18 protein-coding genes are annotated in these 18,934 nt (G+C 72.4%); 3 read left to right on the top strand and 15 right to left on the bottom strand.

Features of this window, described 5'->3' with window-relative positions:
• Window positions 1-9: 9 nt before the first annotated feature.
• The 3 genes from metE to hflX all read right to left on the bottom strand — a co-directional run bounded on the left by metE (window position 10) and on the right by hflX (window position 5,092).
• Entirely contained in the window at window positions 10-2,349 is a 2,340-nt protein-coding gene (gene metE, locus ABME02_RS17850; RefSeq protein ID WP_353816708.1) for a 5-methyltetrahydropteroyltriglutamate--homocysteine S-methyltransferase, read from the bottom strand.
• Window positions 2,346-3,338, bottom strand: a complete 993-nt coding sequence (locus tag ABME02_RS17845) for a methylenetetrahydrofolate reductase (RefSeq protein ID WP_353816707.1) — start codon at window positions 3,336-3,338, stop codon at window positions 2,346-2,348. The genes metE and ABME02_RS17845 overlap by 4 nt, the downstream gene beginning before the upstream one ends.
• 227 nt (window positions 3,339-3,565) lie before the next feature.
• Window positions 3,566-5,092, bottom strand: coding sequence for a GTPase HflX (gene hflX, locus ABME02_RS17840; protein WP_353816706.1), 1,527 nt, complete (start codon window positions 5,090-5,092; stop codon window positions 3,566-3,568).
• 43 nt (window positions 5,093-5,135) lie between these two features.
• On the opposite strand from hflX, the gene ABME02_RS17835 reads away from it, so the two are divergent.
• Window positions 5,136-5,747, top strand: a complete 612-nt coding sequence (locus tag ABME02_RS17835; RefSeq protein ID WP_353816705.1) for a class I SAM-dependent methyltransferase — start codon at window positions 5,136-5,138, stop codon at window positions 5,745-5,747.
• 5 nt (window positions 5,748-5,752) lie between these two features.
• Here ABME02_RS17835 and dapF read toward each other — a convergent pair whose 3' ends face one another.
• The 10 genes from dapF to ABME02_RS17785 all read right to left on the bottom strand — a co-directional run bounded on the left by dapF (window position 5,753) and on the right by ABME02_RS17785 (window position 15,200).
• Complete coding sequence (dapF, locus tag ABME02_RS17830) at window positions 5,753-6,634, bottom strand: diaminopimelate epimerase (protein ID WP_353816704.1); 882 nt, start codon at window positions 6,632-6,634, stop codon at window positions 5,753-5,755.
• 28 nt (window positions 6,635-6,662) lie between these two features.
• Complete coding sequence (miaA, locus tag ABME02_RS17825; protein ID WP_353816703.1) at window positions 6,663-7,583, bottom strand: tRNA (adenosine(37)-N6)-dimethylallyltransferase MiaA; 921 nt, start codon at window positions 7,581-7,583, stop codon at window positions 6,663-6,665.
• Window position 7,584: 1 nt separating this feature from the next.
• Window positions 7,585-9,171, bottom strand: a complete 1,587-nt coding sequence (miaB, locus tag ABME02_RS17820; RefSeq protein ID WP_353816738.1) for a tRNA (N6-isopentenyl adenosine(37)-C2)-methylthiotransferase MiaB — start codon at window positions 9,169-9,171, stop codon at window positions 7,585-7,587.
• Between the two features lie 43 nt (window positions 9,172-9,214).
• A complete protein-coding gene (locus ABME02_RS17815) occupies window positions 9,215-9,844 on the bottom strand; it encodes a regulatory protein RecX (protein ID WP_353816702.1) in 630 nt (209 codons plus the stop codon).
• Window positions 9,845-9,857: 13 nt separating this feature from the next.
• A complete protein-coding gene (recA, locus tag ABME02_RS17810) occupies window positions 9,858-10,922 on the bottom strand; it encodes a recombinase RecA (RefSeq protein ID WP_353816701.1) in 1,065 nt (354 codons plus the stop codon).
• Window positions 10,923-11,203: 281 nt separating this feature from the next.
• The gene (locus ABME02_RS17805; protein WP_353816700.1) at window positions 11,204-11,440 is read right to left on the bottom strand and encodes a DUF3046 domain-containing protein; all 237 of its coding nucleotides are present in this window, start codon (window positions 11,438-11,440) and stop codon (window positions 11,204-11,206) included.
• A gap of 63 nt (window positions 11,441-11,503) precedes the next feature.
• On the bottom strand, window positions 11,504-11,818 hold the full coding sequence (locus ABME02_RS17800; RefSeq protein WP_155050770.1) for a helix-turn-helix domain-containing protein: 315 nt from the start codon (window positions 11,816-11,818) through the stop codon (window positions 11,504-11,506).
• 145 nt (window positions 11,819-11,963) lie between these two features.
• Complete coding sequence (locus tag ABME02_RS17795) at window positions 11,964-13,553, bottom strand: tripartite tricarboxylate transporter permease (RefSeq protein ID WP_353816699.1); 1,590 nt, start codon at window positions 13,551-13,553, stop codon at window positions 11,964-11,966.
• The gene (locus ABME02_RS17790; RefSeq protein WP_353816698.1) at window positions 13,546-14,136 is read right to left on the bottom strand and encodes a tripartite tricarboxylate transporter TctB family protein; all 591 of its coding nucleotides are present in this window, start codon (window positions 14,134-14,136) and stop codon (window positions 13,546-13,548) included. Before ABME02_RS17790 ends, ABME02_RS17795 begins: the two co-directional genes overlap by 8 nt.
• The gene (locus ABME02_RS17785) at window positions 14,133-15,200 is read right to left on the bottom strand and encodes a Bug family tripartite tricarboxylate transporter substrate binding protein (RefSeq protein WP_353816697.1); all 1,068 of its coding nucleotides are present in this window, start codon (window positions 15,198-15,200) and stop codon (window positions 14,133-14,135) included. Before ABME02_RS17785 ends, ABME02_RS17790 begins: the two co-directional genes overlap by 4 nt.
• A 188-nt stretch (window positions 15,201-15,388) precedes the next feature.
• Between ABME02_RS17785 and ABME02_RS17780 the strand changes: the two genes are divergently transcribed.
• The gene (locus tag ABME02_RS17780) at window positions 15,389-17,056 is read left to right on the top strand and encodes an ATP-binding protein (protein WP_353816696.1); all 1,668 of its coding nucleotides are present in this window, start codon (window positions 15,389-15,391) and stop codon (window positions 17,054-17,056) included.
• Entirely contained in the window at window positions 17,053-17,742 is a 690-nt protein-coding gene (locus tag ABME02_RS17775) for a response regulator (protein ID WP_353816695.1), read from the top strand. The genes ABME02_RS17780 and ABME02_RS17775 overlap by 4 nt, the downstream gene beginning before the upstream one ends.
• 19 nt (window positions 17,743-17,761) lie before the next feature.
• On the opposite strand, the gene ABME02_RS17770 is transcribed toward ABME02_RS17775, so the two are convergent.
• Entirely contained in the window at window positions 17,762-18,277 is a 516-nt protein-coding gene (locus ABME02_RS17770; RefSeq protein WP_353816737.1) for a CinA family protein, read from the bottom strand.
• A 40-nt stretch (window positions 18,278-18,317) separates the two neighbouring features.
• A complete protein-coding gene (pgsA, locus tag ABME02_RS17765) occupies window positions 18,318-18,920 on the bottom strand; it encodes a CDP-diacylglycerol--glycerol-3-phosphate 3-phosphatidyltransferase (protein ID WP_353816694.1) in 603 nt (200 codons plus the stop codon).
• Window positions 18,921-18,934: the final 14 nt, after the last annotated feature.

Genomic DNA, 18,934 nt, shown 5'->3' with positions numbered 1-18,934 from the left:
TCACCGGAGTCAGGACGTCGCCACCGCGACACCCTCGCGCACCGAGCGCGTCGCCTCCACGATGTTCGCGAGCGACGCGACCGTCTCGTCGTAGCCGCGCGTCTTCAGGCCGCAGTCGGGGTTCACCCAGAGCCGTCCGGCGGGCACGCCGTCGACCGCGCGCTCGAGGAGCGAGCGCACCTCCTCGACGCTGGGCACGCGCGGCGAGTGGATGTCGTACACCCCCGGACCCACGCCGTGGTCGAACCCGCTCGCGGCCAGGTCGCCCACGACCTCCATGCGGCTGCGCGCCGCCTCGATCGAGGTGACGTCGGCGTCGAGCTCGCGGATCGCGTCGATGACGACGCCGAACTCCGAGTAGCAGAGGTGCGTGTGCACCTGCGTCGCGGGCGCCGCGCCGCCCGTGGCGAGGCGGAACGAGCCGACCGACCAGTCGAGGTAGGCGGGCTGGTCGGCGAGCTTCAGCGGCAGGAGCTCGCGCAGCGCCGGCTCGTCGACCTGGATGACACGGATGCCGGCCTGCTCGAGGTCGCCGATCTCGTCGCGCAGCGCGAGCGCGACCTGCCGGGCGGTGTCGCCGAGGGGCTGGTCGTCGCGCACGAACGACCACGCGAGGATCGTGACCGGCCCCGTGAGCATGCCCTTCACCGGCTTCTCGGCGAGCGACTGCGCGTACGCCGACCACTCGACCGTCATCGGCGCCGGGCGCGAGACGTCGCCCCAGAGGATCGACGGGCGCGTGCAGCGCGAGCCGTACGACTGCACCCAGCCGTGCTGCGTGACCGCGAAGCCGTCGAGCAGCTCGGCGAAGTACTGCACCATGTCGTTGCGCTCTGGCTCGCCGTGCACCAGGACGTCGAGGCCGAGGTCCTCCTGCAGCCGGATCACGCGCGCGATCTCCTCGCGCATGAGCTCGCGGTACGCGGCATCCGTCAGTTCGCCCTTCACCAGGCGGGCCCGGGCGCGACGGATGTCGGCCGTCTGCGGGAAGGAGCCGATCGTGGTGGTCGGCAGCGCCGGCAGCGCGAGGTCCTCCTGCGCGGCGACGCGGTCGTCGTAGGCCGCACGGGCGAACGCGGTCGCGTCGAGCGCGGCGAGGCGGTCGCGCACGGCCGGCACGCGCACGCCCGGCGCGGCGGCCCGGTCGGCGAGAGCGGCGGATGCCGCGTCGAGGTCGGCCGCGATGGCCTCGCGCCCCTCGGCGAGGCCGCGCGCGAGCGCCGCGACCTGCGCGACCTTCTGGTCGGCGAACGCGAGCCAGCTCACGAGGCGCGCATCGAGCGCGGTCTCCTCGTCGACGTCGTGCGGGACGTGCAGGAGCGACGTGGAGGTCGAGACGGCGACGGAGCCCGAGAACGAGCGGAGCGCCTCGGCACGCGCGAACGCGTGGGCGAGGTCGCCGCGCCAGATGTTGTGGCCGTCGACGACGCCGGCGACGAGGACCTTCGCGGCGAGCGCCTCCTCGGTCACCGGGTCGAGCTGCGCGGGGAGGCCGCCGCGGACGAGGTCGAGTCCGACGGCCTCGACCGGGGTGGCCGCGAGCGCCGGCAGCGCCTCAGCGAGGTCGCCGTACGGCGCCGCGACGAAGATCGCCGGCCGCGCGTCGGCCGCACCGAGCTCGTCGTACGCCTCCGCCACGGCTTCGAGCACGCGCTCGCGCGGCTCGTCGAGGCTCTCGCTGACGAGCCCCGGCTCGTCGAGCTGCACCCACTCGGCGCCCGCTGCGGCGAGCTCGGCGAGGAGCGCCCGGTAGACGGGGACGAGGTCTGCGAGACGGTCGATGGGACGGAAGCCGTCGGGCGCGCCATCCGCCGCCTTCGACAGCAGGAGGAACGTGACGGGGCCGACGAGCACCGGTCGCGTGACGAAGCCCGCGTCGCGCGCCTCGCGCACCTGCGCGACGAGCGCGTCCGCGTGCGCGGCGAACGCGGTGTCGGGGCCGATCTCGGGCACGAGGTAGTGGTAGTTCGAGTCGAACCACTTCGTCATCTCGAGCGGGGCGTCCGCACCCTCGCCGCGGGCCACCGTGAAGTAGCCGGCGAGGTCGAGTCGGCCGTCGGCGTCGAGCAGGCGCTCGAATCGCGTCGGGATCGCGCCCACGGCGACGGCGGCGTCGAGCACCTGGTCGTAGTACGAGAACGACTCGGGGATCGCCGAGTCCGTGCGGCCGAGGCCGAGTGCGGCGAGGCGCTCGCGCGTCGCGGCCCGGAGGCCGGCAGCGGTGCGCTCGAGCTCGTCGGCGTCGATCCGGCCGGCCCAGAACGCCTCGACGGCGTGCTTGAGCTCACGGCGGCGCCCGATGCGCGGGTAGCCGAGGATCGTTCCGGTGGGGAAGGCGGGTGCGGTCATCGTTCTCTCGTGTTCCTCTCGGTGCCCGCATGGGCGGGGGCGGTGGCGAGGCCGAGCCGGTCCAGGACGGCGAGCACGGCCTCGTGACGGTTGAAGGTGTACAGGTGGAGTCCGGGGGCGCCGCCGGCGAGCACCTCGCCGGCCAGTCGCGCGGCGTAGTCGACGCCGAGCTCGAACTGGGCGTCGGGGTCTGGCTCGATCTCGAGGTCGATCGCCAGCTCGGCGGGCGCCGGAACCCCCGTGAGCTGCTCGAGGCGAGCGAGTCGGGCGGGCGTGGTCACGGGCATGATGCCCGGCAGGATCGGGATGGTCACGCCGCCCGCGCGTGCGCGCTGGACGAAGGCCAGGTAGTCGTCGGCGTGCCAGAACAGCTGCGTGATCGCGAGGTTCGCACCCGCGACCTCCTTCGCGAGCAGCACGTCGACGTCCTGGTTCGACCCGCGCGAACGTGGGTGGCCCGACGGGAACGCCGCAACGGCGACGCGCTCCGGCCGGGGCCGCTCGCGGATCGCGGTGACCCCCGGCATCCCCGGGATGCGCGACTGCCCGAACGGCTCGCGCTCCTCCTGGACGCGGTGGATCAGCTGCACGAGCTCGGCGGCGCTGTGCAGGTCGCCGATCGCGTCCTCGGCGTCCGCGGCCCCGACCGGCGGGTCGCCACGGAGCGCCAGGAAGCTCGTGATGCCCGCGTCGAGGAACTCCCGCACGAGCCGGTTCGCCTCGGCGTGGCTCGATCCCACGCACGTCAGGTGCGCCATCGGCTCGACGTTCGTGTGCTCGAGCATGTATCGGAGCACGGTGAGCGATCGGTCCCGGCTCGACCCGCCCGCCCCGAAGGTCACCGAGATGAATGCGGGGTCGACCTCGGCGAGGCGATCGATGGTGCGGCCGAGCGCGATCGCCGCCGCATCGGTCCGCGGCGGGAACAGCTCGAACGAGATCGGCACGCGCGGCCGGGCGGCGACGCCGTCGGGCTGGGTTCCGGTCATGTCGCTCCAGGTGGCGAGCAGTCCCGGGGAGGTCGAGTGCACGGCACGCCGCGCCCGACCGGCCGGAACGGCAGGTGGGTTCTCGCGGGCGGGTGCCGGGCTCGGCGGTCGCTCCAGGCGGGCGGCATCCGGCCGCTCGCCACGATCAGGTGCGACGATACGCCGGGTCGCCCGGCTCCGCTCCCGTTGTTACGACGAGTGACTCGGGCGGTACGGCGTGCGGGATGCTACGCCAGCGCCGCGGCGCTGAACTCCTCGAGCTGCGCCGCCTGTTCGGGCGAGGCCAGCGCACGGATGCGCGTGCCGTCCTCGACGTAGTCGGTCGAGAGGACGCGACCGCTCTCGTGCAGCGTCGACACGATGTCGCCCCGGTCGTACGGGACGAGCAGGTCGACCTCGACGGCGGGGTCGGGCAGCATGCGACCGATGGCGGCGAGCACCTCGGCGACGCCCTCGCCGGTCCGTGCCGACGCGAACACCGCGTTCGGCTCGAGCCCCTGCAGGACCAGGCGGTCCTCGGGAGTGACGAGGTCGGCCTTGTTGAAGACGACGAGCTCGGGGATGTCGCGTGCACCCACTTCGCCGATGACGTCGCGCACGGTCGCGATCTGCTGTGCGGGGTCGGGGTGCGCCGCGTCGACCACGTGCACGATCAGGTCGGCGTCGCCGACCTCCTCGAGCGTCGAGCGGAACGCCTCGACGAGCTGGTGCGGGAGGTTGCGCACGAAGCCGACCGTGTCGGCGATCGTGTACACGCGGCCGTCGGCGGTCGTGTTGCGACGCACCGTCGCGTCGAGCGTCGCGAACAGCGCGTTCTCGACCAGCACGCCCGCGCCCGTGATGCGGTTGAGCAGGCTCGACTTGCCGGCGTTCGTGTAGCCCGCGATCGCGACCGACGGCACGGCGTTGCGCCTGCGGTTGGCGCGCTTGGCGTCGCGCGCGGGCTTCATGCCCGCGATCTGCCGGCGGAGCTTCGCCATCCGCGAATGGATGCGGCGGCGGTCGAGTTCGATCTTCGTCTCACCGGGGCCGCGCGAACCCATGCCGGCGCCCGCGCCGCCCACCTGGCCACCGGCCTGGCGGGACATCGACTCGCCCCAACCGCGCAGGCGCGGGAGGAGGTACTCGAGCTGCGCGAGCTCGACCTGCGCCTTGCCCTCACGGCTCTTTGCGTGCTGGCTGAAGATGTCGAGGATCACCGCGGTGCGGTCGATGACCTTGACCTTGACCGCATCCTCCAGCGCTCGACGCTGGCTCGGAGCGAGCTCGGTGTCGGCGACGACCGTGTCGGCGCCGAGCGCGGCGACCACGTGCCGGAGCTCCTCGGTCTTGCCGCGACCGAGGTAGGTGCTGGGGTCGGGGTGCGGACGGCGCTGGAGCACGCCGTCGAGCACGCGCGCGCCGGCAGTCTCCGCGAGGGCGGCGAGCTCGCGGAGCGAGTTCTCCGCGTCCTCGAGCGAGCCCTGCGGGTACACGCCGATGAGCACGACGTTCTCGAGCCGCAGCTGCCGGTACTCGACCTCGGTGACGTCCTCGAGCTCGGTCGAGAGACCGCTCACGCGTCGGAGCGCCGCGCGCGCCTCGCGGTCGTACTGCTCGCCGTCGAAGCCGTCGCCGTCGCGGTCTGCGAGTCCGGCGCGCTGGATCGACGAGGCGTCGGACGCCCCGAATCGGGACACGCCCGCTCGGGTGTCGGCCGTGCGCAGCACGCGCTCGACCGCGTCGTCGTGGGTCTCGGGTGCCGCGTCGTTCATCCTGTCCAGCCTACTTCCGTTCGCCTGCGATAGGTTTCCCCGTATGCCGCAGGAGCACTACTTCCAGTCCAAGCCCGCCGATGGGGCGGCGCTCCGGACCGTCCCCGTGCGACTCGCCGGCCGCGATGTCGAGGTGCAGACCGCCGGCGGCGTCTTCAGCCCCGACCACGTCGACCTCGGCACTCGCGTGCTGCTCGACGAGGTCCCCTCGGCACCGGCCTCGGGTCAGCTGCTCGACCTCGGCGCCGGCTGGGGCCCGATCGCGCTCACGCTCGGACTCCAGTCGCCTGGGGCCGCCGTCTGGGCGGTCGACGTCAACGAACGTGCACTCGACCTCGTCCGCAGGAACGCGTTCCGCCTCGGGCTCACGAACGTCAACGCGGCGATGCCCGACGATGTTCCCGACGACCTGCGATTCTCCGTGATCTGGTCGAATCCGCCCATCCGCATCGGGAAGGCCGAGCTGCACGCAGTGCTGCGTCGATGGCTGCCCCGGCTCGAGACCGGCGCGACCGCGTGGCTCGTCGTGCAGAAGAACCTCGGCTCCGACTCGCTGCAGCGCTGGCTCGGCGAGGAGTTCGGAGACGGGTGGACGGTCGAGCGCGCGGCCACCTCGAAGGGCTTCCGCGTCCTGACGGTGACGCGCGACGCCTGACCCCCTCAGGCGAGGGCGAGCACCCCGTCGAAGACGAGCTCGCCGGGCCCCGAGAGCAGCACGTGCTCCCCTTCGGGCCGCGACTCCATCCGCACCCCGAGCGCGCCGCCCGGGACCTGCACCACCCACGTGTCGGGTGCGTGCTCGCCGGCCCAGTGCCGGACGGCGAGGGCGGCGGCCACCGCCCCGGTGCCGCAGGAGAGGGTCTCGCCCGACCCGCGCTCGTGCACGCGCATGCGGATGCGGCCGCGCCCGTTCTCGACGAGCGGTTCGGCCGGGACGACGAACTCGACGTTCGCACCCGCCTGCGGCTGCGGTTCGAGGATCGGCAGGTACCCCAGGTCGAGGCCGTCGAGCTCGTCGTCGTCGGCGAGGGCCACGACGACGTGCGGGTTGCCGACGTCGATGCCGAGGCCGGGGCGGGCGACAGGCAGGTTCTTCGCGCGCACGAGCGGCTCACCGCCGTCGAGGCGCCACACGCCGAGGTCGGCCTCGAAGCCCGCGCCCGTGACCCGCACGCGCCGGACGCCCGCGCGAGTGCCGATCGCGATCCACTCGTCGCCCGCCGGGGCGACGTGCCCCTGGTCGATCAGGTATCGCACGAAGACGCGGATGCCGTTGCCGCACATCTCCGACAGGCTGCCGTCGGCGTTCCAGTAGTCCATGAACCACGTCGCCTGCGGGTCCTCCGCGAGCGCACCGGCACCGTCGGCCAGCCGGTCCGAGCGGACGGCCCGGATGACGCCGTCGCCCCCGACGCCGAAGCGGCGGTCGCAGACCGCCGCGATCTGCGTGGGCGAGAGCTCGTGCTCGCCCTCGGGGTCGCTGAACAGCACGAAGTCGTTGCCCGTGCCCTGGCCCTTGGTGAAGCGCAGATCGAACGCCATCGCACCAGTCTATGGAGCGCCGCAGGCCTCAGATGACGTTCGCCTGCCGTGCCACCTCGGCCGCGACGGCGGCCGGGTCGCCGGCATCGACGACGGATGCCGCGGCGTACCGCTTGAACCATCCGACCTGCCGTCGCGCGTAGGTCCTGGTCAGCGCCTGCGTCTCCGCGATCGCGTCGGCCTCGGTCATCCGACCCTGCACCTGCGCGAGCGCCTGGGCGTAGCCGATCGCCTTGCGCGCGGTCACGCCGCGTTCGAGCCCGAGCGGGATGAGCCCGCGGACCTCGTCGAGGAGGCCACCGTCCCACATGCCGGCGGCGCGGGCGTCGAGCCTCGCGACGAGCTCGGCGCGGTCGGCGCGCAGGTGCACGATGCGGTGCGGCCGCCACGGCACGGGTTCCTCCGGCAGGCGGGCGGCCTTCGGCTCGCCGGTGAGCTCGATGACCTCGAGGGCGCGCACGATCCGGCGGCCGTTCTGCGGGTCGACGCTCGCGGCCGTCTCGGCGTCGAGTTCTCGCAGCCGGCGGTGCATCAGTCCGGGCCCGACCTCCTCGAGTTCGGCCTCGAGGCGCGCGCGGATCGCGGCGTCCGTCCCGGGGAACCGGAGGTCGTGGATCACGCTCGAGACGTACAGCCCCGACCCCCCGGTGAGGAGCGCGACGCCGTCGCGCGCCGCGATCTCGTCGACGACACGACGGGCTTCGACCTGGTAGGCGGCGACGGATGCCTCGTCGGTGACATCGAGCACGTCGAGGAGGTGATGCGGCACGCCCTCCCGTTCTTCGACCGGGAGCTTGGCGGTGCCGATGTCCATGCCGCGGTAGAGCTGCATCGCGTCGGCGTTGACGACCTCGGCGACGCCGCCGCGGTCGGCGACCGCATGCGCGAGGTCGAGCGCGAAGCGCGACTTGCCGGTGCCCGTGGCGCCGACGACCGCGATCAGCGTCACGTCAGCGCTGGCCGTCGGCTGGGTCGTAGATCGGCATCGTGCCGACGCCCGGGCTCGTCAGCGGCTCGCCGCCGACGCGCAGCGACGGCAGCCCGAGCGAGACGCGCCCGGTCGCGGATGCGACGGCACCCGGTGCGGCGGGAACCCCGCAGCTCTCGGCCTGTGCGCGGTCCCACGCGTCGCCCGCTCGCGTGCGGCGGATGCGCAGCGGCGCACCGTCGATCGAGTCCGCGAGCAGGTGGAACGGCGCGGCCTGCGTGATCTCGACCGAGACGACGTCGCCGGGCCGAGGCAGGTCCGACCCTGCGGGCACCTCGAAGTGGACGAGGCGGCTGTCCTCCGCGCGACCGCTCAGGCGGTGCGTCTCGGCGTCCTTCTTGCCCTCGCCCGTGGAGACGAGCACCTCGACGGCGGTGCCGACGAGCTGCTGGTTCTCCTCCCACGAGATGCGCTCCTGGAGGGCGATGAGGCGCTCGTAGCGCTCCTGCACGACCTCCTTCGGCACCTGGTCGTCCATGGTGGCGGCGGGCGTGCCGGGGCGAATCGAGTACTGGAACGTGAACGCCGAGGCGAACCGCGCGGCCTCGACGACCCGGAGCGTCTCCTGGAAGTCCTCCTCGGTCTCACCCGGGAACCCGACGATGATGTCGGTCGAGATCGCCGCGTTCGGGATCTTCGCGCGGACGCGGTCGAGGATGCCGAGGAACCTCTCCGACCGGTACGAGCGGCGCATGGCCTTGAGGATGCGGTCGGAGCCCGACTGCAGCGGCATGTGCAGCTGGGGCATCACGTTCGGGGTCTCGGCCATCGCGTCGATGACGTCGTCGGTGAACGCGGCCGGGTGCGGACTGGTGAAGCGGATGCGCTCGAGGCCGTCGATCCCGCCGGCGGCGCGGAGGAGCTTGCCGAACGCCTGCCGGTCGCCGAACTCGACGCCGTACGAGTTCACGTTCTGGCCGAGGAGGGTCACCTCGACGGCGCCGTCGTCGACGAGCGCCTGCACCTCGGCGAGGATCTCGCCCGGCCGACGGTCCTTCTCCTTGCCGCGGAGCGCGGGCACTATGCAGAACGTGCAGGTGTTGTTGCAGCCGACCGAGATCGAGACCCAGCCGGAGTAGGTGGAGTCGCGCTTGGTGGGCAGGGTCGACGGGAACACCTCGAGCGCGTCGAGGATCTCGAGCTGCGCCTCGTCGTTGTGGCGCGCGCGTTCGAGCAGGCTCGGGAGCGACCCCATGTTGTGCGTGCCGAAGACGACGTCGACCCACGGCGCCTTCTCGAGGATGACGTTCTTGTCCTTCTGGGCGAGGCAGCCGCCGACGGCGATCTGCATGCCCGCGTGGCGGCGCTTCACGCCGGCGAGGTGCCCGAGGTTGCCGTAGAGCTTGTTGTCGGCGTTCTCGCGCACCGCGCACGTGTTGATCACGACGATGTCGGGCTCGGCGCCGTCGGCCGGCACGTATCCTGCAGCCTCGAGCGAACCGCTGAGCCGCTCGGAATCGTGCACGTTCATCTGGCACCCGAAGGTGCGGACCTCGTAGGTGCGGGGCGCTGCCGTCGCTGCGACGACGGGCTCCGCGAGGGCGGGCATCGCCTCGTGAATGGTGCTCATGATCGCACCAGTCTACGATCCGTCAGTCTGCGTCGTCGCCCTCGAGCGCGGCGGACACCGCGCGCCGCACGAGCTCGCTGCCGTACCCGCGCCGGAGGAGGAACGCCGAGAGTCGCCGCTCGGCGACCTGGCGATCGAGCCCGCCCAGCTGACGCGCGCGGCGCTCCGCGATCAGGAGCGCATGCTCGAACTCCACGTCGGGGTCGAGCGTGTCGACTGCCTCACGTGCGAGCTCGTCGTCGATGCCCCTGCGGCCGAGCTCGTGCAGCACGGCGCCGCTCCCCCGGCCCCGGCGTACGCCATGGCTGTGCACCAACTGCTCGGCCAGCCGACGGTCGTCGAGGTAGCCGAGTCGCTCGTACCGCTCGATCCACTCCTCGACCTCGCCCTCGTCGAGGCCGTGCTCGACGAGGGCCGCGCGCACCTCGGACACCGACAGGGACGACCGACGCAGCCGCGAGACGATCAGACGGTCGATGCGGTCGTCGCGCTCGAGGCCGGTCTCGTCGGGCACCTCGACCTCGGCCCGGATGCCCGACGACGCGCGGCGCTGTTCCGCACCGCGACGGGTGGTGCCGCCGGACTCCTCCGACGGCGCCACCCACGGCAGGTAGGTGACCGGCGCGAGTCGCTCGTTCCGCTGGTCGGTCATCGGACCCGCCGGCTCAGGCGCCCTTGCGCTTCGACGCGATCGACTCGACGTTGGCCGGAGCCGCCGCCGGAGCCGCCGCCGGCTGGCCGATGCCGAGCTTCGCGAGGATCTTCTTCTCGATGTCCGCGGCGATGTCGGGGTTCTTGATGAGGAAGCTGCGGGCGTTCTCCTTGCCCTGGCCGAGCTGGTCGCCGTCGTAGGTGTACCACGCGCCGGACTTCTTCACGATGCCCTGGTCGACGCCGTAGTCGATGAGGCTGCCTTCGCGCGAGATGCCGACGCCGTAGAGGATGTCGAACTCGGCCTGCTTGAAGGGCGGGGCCATCTTGTTCTTCACCACCTTCACGCGCGTGCGGTTGCCGACCGCGTCGGACCCGTCCTTCAGGGTCTCGATGCGACGGATGTCGAGACGCACCGACGCGTAGAACTTCAGCGCCTTGCCGCCCGCGGTCGTCTCGGGGCTGCCGAAGAACACGCCGATCTTCTCGCGGAGCTGGTTGATGAAGATCGCCGTCGTCTTGGTCTGGTTGAGCCCACCGGTGAGCTTGCGCAGGGCCTGCGACATGAGTCGCGCCTGGAGGCCCACGTGCGAGTCGCCCATCTCGCCCTCGATCTCGGCGCGCGGCACGAGCGCCGCGACGGAGTCGATGACGACGAGGTCGATCGAGCCCGAGCGGATCAGCATGTCGGCGATCTCGAGCGCCTGCTCACCCGTGTCGGGCTGGGAGACGAGCAGTGAGTCGATGTCGACGCCGAGCTTCTTCGCGTAGTCGGGGTCGAGTGCGTGCTCGGCGTCGATGAACGCCGCGATGCCACCGGCGCGCTGCACGTTCGCGATCGCGTGGAGCGTCAGGGTCGTCTTGCCCGAGGACTCCGGACCGTAGATCTCGATGATGCGGCCGCGCGGCAGGCCGCCGACGCCGAGCGCGACGTCGAGTGCGATGGAACCGGTGGGGATGATCTCGACCGGTGCGCGCTCCTCACTGCCGAGGCGCATCACCGAGCCCTTGCCGAACTGGCGGTCGATCTGGGCGAGTGCGGTCTCGAGGGCCTTCTCGCGGTCTGCGGGTGATGGCATCGGTGCTCCTTCGTGGTGGTGACGGCTGCCTCTAGGCTGTCGTTCCGCGTGCCAGGCCGTGACCCGGCACGTCTCGCGACAAGGCGCTTTGCGGTGTGTTCCGACGCCTCCGACCGTATGGCCGGCCACCGACATCCGCCGCCCGAGGGCTTCGGTTGTGGATGGACGCGTCGTTCCTCCTGCTGTTGAGGAGCCTAACGCAGCACCCGAACGGATGTTCGATGCCACGATCGGCGTGTCGAACGCGTCTTCGGGCGAGATCGCGCCGGCGGAGACGGCCGCTACCCGGCGTGCTGCTCCCCCGGCTCGGGGCGTCCGACGCCGTGACGGCGCTCCTCCGGGACATCCGTCGCCGCGCACAGCGCGAACCAGACGTCGCGGGGGGCGAGGCCCGCCGCGAGCGCCTCGCGCGGGGTGCGGTTGCCGAGCTCGACGAGCACGAGGTCGTTCACCACGACGTCCCCGTACCCCGGGCCGAACTCCTGCTCGACCGCCAGCGCGAACTCACTGCGCTTCACCGATGACCTCCGGACGTGCGAACGGCCGGTCACCAGGACCGGCCGTTCGAGTGGATCTGTGGATCAGCGGACCATCATGTCCGCGTCGAACTCCGCCACCAGCTCGTCGGGGAGGCTGTCGGGCACTGCCGGGGTGTTGAGCCCCTCGAGCACCGCGATGCGGTCGCCGACCTCGTGCATGATCACGGAGATGGGAGTGTCGAGCGCGTCCGCGACGGACGCGAGGATCTCGCTCGATGCTTCCTTCTGGCCGCGCTCCACCTCGCTGAGGTAGCCGAGCGCGACGCTCGCCTTGCTGGCGACCTGGCGGAGAGTCCGGCCCTTCTGCAGGCGGAAGTCCCTCAGCACGTCGCCGATCTCCTGTCGAACCAGAACCATCGGAACCTCCCTCGTCTCACCTTGCGACCCGACCGGGGCCGGTACGGGGAGGTCAGTCTAGCGCCTCTTCCCGTTCACCGAGCCTACCCTTGGTCACTGGTGTTTTGCTCTGAACCCGACACCTGTAACAGGGTGTTCACGTGGGCTATTCCCGGTCGCGCGCGGCCGCGTCGGCCGAAGCGTCGACGACGTCGACCGCGGCGATCGCGCCCGTCGGCACGAGCGTCGGCGACGCCTCGAGCCGCGCCTTCCGCCGCTTCAGCCAGACGCCCGTCGCGATGATGACGGCGAGCGTGGTGTACGCGGCGATCGCGAACGGGCTGTGCACCAGGTAGCCGAGGTCGCCCTGGCTGATCGCCATCGACTTGCGGAGCTGCTCCTCCGCCATCGGCCCGAGGATGCCGCCGACGACCATCGGGGCGACCGGGTACCCGTACCGGCGCATCAGGAATCCCACGATCCCGACGACGAGCAGCGTGAGCGTGTCGAACACGTTGAAGTGCAGCGCGTACGCGCCGAGTCCGGCGAACGCGAGGATGCCCGCGTAGAGGTAGGGCCGCGGGATCCGCAGCACCTTCACCCACATGCCCACGAGCGGCAGGTTGAGCACGAGCAGCAGCACGTTGCCGATGTACAGGCTCGCGATGAGCGCCCACACGAGCCCCGACTGGGTCTCGAACAGCAGCGGGCCCGGTCGGATGCCGTACGACTGGAACGCGGAGATGATGATCGCCGCGGTCGCGGTCGTGGGCAGGCCCAGCGTGAGCAGCGGCACGAGCACGCCGGCGGCGGCCGCGTTGTTCGCCGACTCGGGTCCCGCCACGCCCTCGATCGCGCCGCGCCCGAACTGCTCGCGGGCACGGCCCTTCGCGAGCCGTCGCTCGGCGGCGTACGACAGGAACGTCGCGACATCCGCTCCACCGGCCGGGATGGTGCCGATCGGGAAGCCGATGGCGGTGCCGCGGAGCCACGGTTTCCACGAGCGGCGGAGGTCGTCGCGCGTGAGCCAGCTGCGCCATCCGCGCGTCACCGGGATCACGCGAACCGGACCGTGGCGCAGTCGCGACGCGACGTAGAGCGTCTCGCCGAGCGCGAAGAGGCCCACCGCGATGAGCACGACGTCGATGCCGTCGGCGAGGCTCGGGACGCCGAGCGTGTAGCGCTGCTGGCCCGAGAGCACCTCCGTGCCCACGAGTCCGAGCATCAGTCCGAGGCCGAGCGAGACGAGGCCTCGCGGCACGCTCGAGCCGAGCAGTGCGCCGACCGTGAGGAAGGCGACGACGATCAGGGCGAAGTAGTCGGCCGGGCCGAGCTGGACCGCGAGCTTCGCGATCCCCGGTGCGAGGAACGTCAGCAGGACCGTGGCGACCGTGCCCGCGACGAACGACCCGATGGCCGCGGTCGCCAGTGCCGCCGCGCCTCGGCCGGCCTTCGCCATCCGGTTGCCCTCGAGCGCCGTGACGATCGAGGCCGACTCCCCCGGTGTGTTCAGCAGGATCGAGGTCGTCGACCCGCCGTACATGCCGCCGTAGTAGATGCCCGCGAAGAGGATGAGCGCGCCGGTCGGGTCGAGCGTGTAGGTCAGGGGCAGCAGCAGGGCGACCGTCATGGCCGGGCCGATGCCCGGCAGCACGCCGACGGCCGTGCCGATGAACACGCCGAAGAGCGCGATGAGGAGGTACTGGGGCTGCAGCGCGGTCGCGAAGCCCTCGAGCAGTGCGGTGAGGCTATCCATGGAAGATCGGGATCCAGTCGAGGAGCGGGCCGGCGGGCAGGGACAGCCCGAGCCAGGCGCCGAAGACGAGTTGCGTGACGAGTCCGAGGCCGAGCCCGATGAGGAGCGCCATCCACCAGCGCTTCGCACCGAGCACGATGGCCGCCCCGGCGAAGACCACCGCGACCGCGATGGGCCAGCCCGCCCACTCGATGAGCACGAGCTGCGAGAGGAAGATCGCGACGAGCTTCGCGACCGTGAGCCAGTCGGTGGGGGCGTCGGGGTCGACGTCCTCGCCGTCGTCGGGCACGCCGCGTCGGCCGCGGGCGATCTGCACGACGACGGCGACGGATGCCACGACGAGCAGCACCCCGACGGCGTACGGGAACGCCCGCGGCCCGAGCACGCTCGCCGAGCCCGGCGGCACCCGGATGTACCCCGCGCCGATGATCGCGTAGACGCCGAGGGCGGCGCTCACGGCGGCGAAGGCGACCTCGCCCGCGACACCCCGCCGGGCGCGGACGACCCCTCCGGCGGCATCGGGCGGATCGGGGGTTCCCCCCGGCGCGGTCGCGCCGAGGGGAACCGGGATGGAGTCGGTCACGGTGCGACCAGTCCGATCGTCTGGAGCGTCTGCGTCACCTCGGCGATGTCGCCGTCGAGGAACTGCGCGAACTCGTCGCCCGTGAGGAACGCGTCGGCCCAGCCCTTCTCCTCGAGCGTGGCCGCCCACGCCTCGGAATCGTGCAGGTCGGTCACGAGGGCGCTGAGCGCCTCGGCGTCGGCCTCGTCGATGCCGCCGGGTGCGAGGAGCCCGCGCCAGTTCGTGAGGGTCACGTCGTAGCCCTCGTCGACGAGCGTGGGCGTGTCGGGCAGCAGCTCGACCGGTTCTGCCGACGAGACGGCGAGCGCGCGCAGCTCGCCCGCCGCGATCTGCTCGACGAACTCGCCGACGCCGGAGATCCCGGCCTGCACCGTGTTGCCGAGTAGCATCGTCACGGCCTCGCCGCCGCCGGAGTTCGGGATGTAGTTCAGCGTCGACGGGATGTCGGCCGGGTCGACGCCCGCCTCCGTGAGGAGCATGCCCGCGAGGATGTGGTCGGCGCCGCCGGCCGACCCGCCGGTGACGGAGATCGCCGCGCCCTCCTCCAGGATCGCGTCGACGAGGTCCTCCGCCGTGTCGTACGGCGAGGCCGCCGGCACGACGAGGACGAGCGCCTCCTCCGTGAGCTTCGCGATGGGCGTCATGTCCTCGATGCGCACGGGGGACGCGTTCGTCTCGACCGCACCGACCATGACGAGGCCGGTAACCATGAGCGTGGCCGGGTCCCTCTCGTTGGCGAGCGCCGCGAGGCCGACGGTGCCGCCGGCGCCGCCGATGTTCTGGACGGGCGCGGAGCCGACGAGGCCCTCGTCGGTCATCACCTGCGCCAGGGCGCGGGCCGTCTGGTCCCAGCCGCCGCCCGGGTCGGCGGGGGCGATCAGGTTGACCGCGTCGAGTGAGGCCGCGGCATCCGCCCCGTCACCGCCCGCGTTCGCAGTCGTGGCGCTGCACCCGGCCAGTCCGACCAGTGCGGTGATGCCGAGGCCCGCGAGCGCCGCACGCGCGGCCGCGCTGCGGAACCGGTGAGGGGTGGCCGAGGGGGTCGGCCGGCTGTGTGATCGCAATGCTCCTCCTTGAGTGCCCGGCTCCGTCGCCGGGCCGACGATCGTCGGTGCCGACGACGCTAGGTCGGCACCGCATCCCCTCGGAACGTTGCGGTCGTACGGGTCGTACTGGTCGTTGCGGTCGATTCGGTCGTATTGGTCACGGCCTCGGCGGCGATGGGCGCTGAGGCGTGCGGCACACTGGTGGGGTGGGCCGGTCGAGGATGACGCTGGGCATGCAGCTGCTGCTGTTGCAGGTCGCGATCGTGCTCACGACCGTCGTCGGCACGGGTGTGACCGCGATGCTCATCCAGGAGCGACAGCTCCGCGAGGGCTACCAGGACCGGATGATCGCGGTGGCCCAGTCCGTCGCCGGGCTGCCGGTCATCCTCGACGCATTCGACGACCCCGATCCCTCCGCGACGATCCAACCGGTCGCCGAGGTGATCCGGAACGCGTCCGACGTCACCTACGTCGTGGTCGCCAACGAGGACGGCATCCGCTATTCGCACCCCAACCCCGACCGCATCGGCGAGCGCGTCTCGACCGACCCGACCATCCCCCTGTCGGGCGAGGTGTACGTCGGCACGCAGACGGGGACGCTCGGTGAATCGTGGCGGGTGAAGATCCCGATCTTCGACGATGACGGCGACGTGATGGGGCAGGTGTCGGTCGGCATCCTCGAGTCCGAGCTTCGTGCCGACTTCCTCGGCGGGCTCGGCGGACTGCTCGGTGCGCTGGCCGTGGCGGCGCTCGTCGGCGTCGTCGGGTCGGCGTGGATCGGACGCGTCATCCGTCGCCGCATCTACGGGCTCGAACCCGACGAGATCCGCGCGATGCTCGAGACGCGGGAGGCCATGCTGCACGGCATCCGGGAGGGCATCGTCGCGGTCGACGACCGGGGCCGCATCGTGCTCATGAACGACGCCGCGGCGCGGCTGCTCGACGTCGACGCTCCCGAGCGCCTGCTCGGAATGCCCGTCGAGGAGGTGCTCGACCGCGACCTCGCGAGCTTCATCGCGTCGGGCGAGGACCGGGAGGCGCCGGTGCTCTCGGGCGAGCGCGTGCTGCTCGTGCACGGCGACCGGGTCAGCGTCGAAGGACGGGAGGTCGGTTCGATCGCGATCCTCCGCGACCGCACCGAGCTCGAGACCACGCTCCGCGAGCTCGAGGGCGCGCAGGGCCTCGCCGAGGGGCTTCGCGCCCAGTCGCACGAGTTCTCCAACAAGCTCCACGTCGTGAGCGGCCTGCTCGAGCTGGGCCACATCGAGGCGGCGATAACGTTCATCCAGCGCGTCGGAAGCGGAGGTCCGCTCTCGACGCTCGGCGAGCACGACGGGATCGCCGACGTCGAGACCGCCGCGCTCGTCCTCGCGAAGCGATCGCGCGCGGGCGAGCTCGGGCTCAGCCTGGACGTCGACGCCGCGTCGCACCTCGACGCGACCGACGGTGCGCGCGAGCGGACCGACCTCGCGACGGTCATCGGCAACCTCGTCGACAACGCGATCGAGGCGTGCGTGCTCGGCGGACGCATCGAGCTGTCCGTCCGGGACGACGTCGAGCCCGGCGTCGTCGTCGTGCGCGTCGACGACGACGGCCCCGGGGTGCCTCCCGACCGCCGTGCCGCCATCTTCGAGCCCGACGTCAGCGGCAAGGCGCCCGCACCTGGCAAGGCGCGACGCGGCATCGGACTCACGATCGTGCAGCGGGTGGCGGCGCGAGCCGGCGGCGGCGTGGACGTCGACACCTCGCCGGCGGGCGGGGCGCGATTCGTCGTGCGGCTGCCGTGGCGCGCAAGGGACGCGTCGACCGCCGACGCGAGCGCATCGGCGGTGGCGTCGGACGCCCCGGCCGGCGCATCCGGAGGGCGCGCATGAGCGGGATCCGGGTCGTCATCATCGACGACGACTTCGCCGTCGCCCAGGTCAATCGGGCGTTCGTCGACGCCCAGCCCGGCTTCACGGTCGTCGCGGAGGCGCATACCGGAGCGGCCGCGCTCGAGGCGATCGAGCGGCACCGGCCGCAACTCGTGCTCCTCGACGTCTACCTGCCCGACCTCGGCGGCCTCGACGTGCTGCGTCGACTGCGCGCCGCGGGCGACGACGTCGAGGTCATCGCCGTGACCGCCGCGCGCGACCTCGACACCGTGCGGCAGGCACGGCTGCTCGGCGTGCGCCACTACCTCGTGAAGCCGTTCTCGGGCGCGAGCCTCGTCGATCGGCTCGACGACGTGCGTCGCGGCATCGCCGCAGAGCGCGCGGCGCCGGCCGGCGCCCTCGACCAGCACGGCGTCGACCGGATCCTCGGCGGGACGACGGCGACGATGCGTCGTGTCGCCCTCCCGAAGGGCCTCTCGCAGGTCAGCCTCGACCGTGTCGCCGCGGGCCTCGCGGCCCGCGGCACCGATGCATCCGCCGCCGAGATCGCCGAGGCGCTCGGGATGTCGCGCGTGAGCGCACGCCGCTACCTCGAACACCTGGTGGTGAGCGGCGCCGCCGAGGTCGCGCCGCGGTACGGCAGCGCGGGCCGGCCCGAGCACCGGTACCGGATGCCGCCGCGCTGACGCCGCCCGCAGTCGGAGGTCAGCCCTCGCGCACGCGCGCGAGCGCCGCGGCGATCGCCGCCCGCACCGTCGCCGCGCGGATCGCGTCGCGATCGCCCGCCCCGGCCAGCTCGAGGGCGATCGCGTCGATCCCGCCGGCCGTCGCGATGCCGACGTAGACCGTGCCGACCGCCTCCCCGTCCTGCGGGTCGGGTCCGGCGACCCCCGTCGTCGCGAGGCCGAGGTCGGCCGGGCGGTCATCGACCGCGAGGGCGAGGCGCACGCCGTCCGCCATCCGCCGCGCGACCTCGGGATGCACGGCGCCCTCGGCGGCGAGCAGGTCGGCCGGGACCCCGAGCAGCGACCGCTTCACGCCCGTGTCGTAGGCGACGATGCCGCCGTTCACGGCGAGCGAGGCGCCGGGGATGCGCGTGAGCTCAGCGGCGAGGAGCCCGCCCGTGAGCGACTCGGCGACCGCGATGCGCAGGCCCCGCCGGGTGAGTTCGCCGATGAGCTCGGCGGTCGGGTCGGCGCCCGGCTCGACCGGCGGCGACATCCGCTCACCGCTCACCGCGTGTCACCACCCGCTCGCGGGCTCACTTCGCCTCGCTGCGGTGCTCGCGCGCGAGCCGGATCGCGTCGCGCACGTACAGCAGGCCCGACCAGACGGTGAGCACGAGCGCGACCGCCATCGCCGCCCAGTTGATCCACAGGATCCAGTCGCCGAGGAACGTCCAGAGCGGCGTCAGGAACAGCGAGATCGCGATCGCCTGTGCGAACGTCTTCGCCTTGCCGCCCGAGGAGGCCGGGACGACCGTGCCCCGTCGCAGCTCGACGAGACGCCAGACCGTGATGCCCACCTCGCGCACCACGATGAGGATCGTCACCCACCACCACAGCTCGCCGAGGATCGACAGGCACACGAGCGCGCCGCTCGTCAGGAGCTTGTCGGCGATCGGGTCGAGGATCTTGCCGAGGTCGGTGACCAGCCCGCGCGACCGCGCGAGGTGCCCGTCGACCCAGTCGGTCGAGATCGCCACGATGAAGATGACCGCGGCCCACCACCGCATCGGGCCGTCGGCGCCGCCATCGGCGAGCAGCAGCCAGAAGAAGATCGGCGCCATGACGATCCGGACGATCGTGATCGCGTTCGGGAGGTTCCAGTTCGACGTGCGATCACGGCCAGCGGCATCGGTCATGGCCTCAGCCTAGC

Source organism: Agromyces zhanjiangensis, from assembly GCF_040496055.1.
Taxonomy (GTDB): Bacteria; Actinomycetota; Actinomycetes; order Actinomycetales; family Microbacteriaceae; genus Agromyces; species Agromyces zhanjiangensis.
This window is presented reverse-complemented; position numbering and strand designations above follow the sequence as displayed.

Coding starts and splice junctions, on each gene's coding strand:
- metE (WP_353816708.1), bottom strand. CDS start 2,349: ATGACCGCACCCGCCTTCCCCACCGGAACGATCCTCGGCTACCCGCGC.
- ABME02_RS17845 (WP_353816707.1), bottom strand. CDS start 3,338: ATGACCGGAACCCAGCCCGACGGCGTCGCCGCCCGGCCGCGCGTGCCG.
- hflX (WP_353816706.1), bottom strand. CDS start 5,092: ATGAACGACGCGGCACCCGAGACCCACGACGACGCGGTCGAGCGCGTG.
- ABME02_RS17835 (WP_353816705.1), top strand. CDS start 5,136: ATGCCGCAGGAGCACTACTTCCAGTCCAAGCCCGCCGATGGGGCGGCG.
- dapF (WP_353816704.1), bottom strand. CDS start 6,634: ATGGCGTTCGATCTGCGCTTCACCAAGGGCCAGGGCACGGGCAACGAC.
- miaB (WP_353816738.1), bottom strand. CDS start 9,171: ATGCCCGCCCTCGCGGAGCCCGTCGTCGCAGCGACGGCAGCGCCCCGC.
- ABME02_RS17815 (WP_353816702.1), bottom strand. CDS start 9,844: ATGACCGACCAGCGGAACGAGCGACTCGCGCCGGTCACCTACCTGCCG.
- recA (WP_353816701.1), bottom strand. CDS start 10,922: ATGCCATCACCCGCAGACCGCGAGAAGGCCCTCGAGACCGCACTCGCC.
- ABME02_RS17800 (WP_155050770.1), bottom strand. CDS start 11,818: ATGGTTCTGGTTCGACAGGAGATCGGCGACGTGCTGAGGGACTTCCGC.
- ABME02_RS17795 (WP_353816699.1), bottom strand. CDS start 13,553: ATGGATAGCCTCACCGCACTGCTCGAGGGCTTCGCGACCGCGCTGCAG.
- ABME02_RS17775 (WP_353816695.1), top strand. CDS start 17,053: ATGAGCGGGATCCGGGTCGTCATCATCGACGACGACTTCGCCGTCGCC.
- ABME02_RS17770 (WP_353816737.1), bottom strand. CDS start 18,277: ATGTCGCCGCCGGTCGAGCCGGGCGCCGACCCGACCGCCGAGCTCATC.
- pgsA (WP_353816694.1), bottom strand. CDS start 18,920: ATGACCGATGCCGCTGGCCGTGATCGCACGTCGAACTGGAACCTCCCG.